The organism is Streptomyces chilikensis (assembly GCF_001642695.1).
In the GTDB taxonomy this organism is placed as follows: Bacteria; Actinomycetota; Actinomycetes; order Streptomycetales; family Streptomycetaceae; genus Streptomyces; species Streptomyces chilikensis.
The window spans coordinates 3,520,737-3,521,670 of the sequence record NZ_LWCC02000005.1 but is presented as its reverse complement, the minus strand read 5'-3'; the positions used below and the strand labels follow the sequence as shown (position 1 = coordinate 3,521,670).

Genomic DNA, 934 nt, shown 5'->3' with positions numbered 1-934 from the left:
CGCGGCGGCGGCGAGACTCGTGTCCATGCACGCAGACGCACCGGACGCCAGGGACGCCTCCGCCGCGCGCCGCACCGGCGCCGCCCTCGCCTGCTGCCTGGCCCTCGCCGTCCTGCCCGCCTGCGCGGCCGGCTCCCACTCCGCCCCGGCCCGGGGCCAGGAGGCCGGCGCCCCCCGCGCGCCGCGCGCCCCGGAGGACCTCCAGGAGGGCTACATCCAGGTCATCCGCGACGTCCTGCCCTCCGTGGTCCAGGTGCAGGCCGCCGGCGACCTCGGTTCCGGCATCGTCTACGACGACCGCGGACACATCGTCACCAACGCCCACGTGGTGGGGGGCGAGGAGCGCCACCGGGTCACCACCGCCCAGAGCAGCCGGCCGCTGACCGCGCGCCTGGTGTCGTCCTTCCCCGAGCAGGACCTCGCCGTCATCAAGCTGGAGCGGATGCCCGAGGGCCTGCGGCCCGCGAGGTTCGGGGACTCCTCCGAGGTGCAGGTCGGGCAGATCGTGCTGGCGATGGGCTCACCGCTCGGACTGTCCTCCAGCGTCACCCAGGGGATCGTCTCGGCCACCGGACGGACCGTCAGCGAGACGTCCGGCACCGGCGGCACGGGGGCGACCATCCCCAACATGATCCAGACCTCGGCGGCCATCAACCCCGGCAACAGCGGGGGCGCGCTGGTCGACCTGGACGGCGAGGTCATCGGGATCCCCACCCTCGCGGCGTCCGACCCCGGCCTGAACGGCGACGCGGCGGCCGGCATCGGCTTCGCCATCCCGTCGTCCATGGTGCGCACGGTGGCCGACCAGATCATCGAGGACGGCCGGGTCACCCGCACCGGACGGGCCGCCCTGGGCATCACCGGCCGCACCGTGGTCGACCGCAACTCCCGCGCCAGCGGCGTGGCGATCGTCGAGGTGACCCGCGGCGGGCCC

General features: G+C 75.5%; 1 protein-coding gene. It reads left to right on the top strand.

What is annotated here, in order from left to right; genetic code table 11:
• Window positions 1-25: 25 nt before the first annotated feature.
• Window positions 26-934, top strand: a 909-nt coding sequence (locus A2U95_RS15715; protein ID WP_166023010.1) for a S1C family serine protease, incomplete at its 3' end; no start/stop codon positions are given.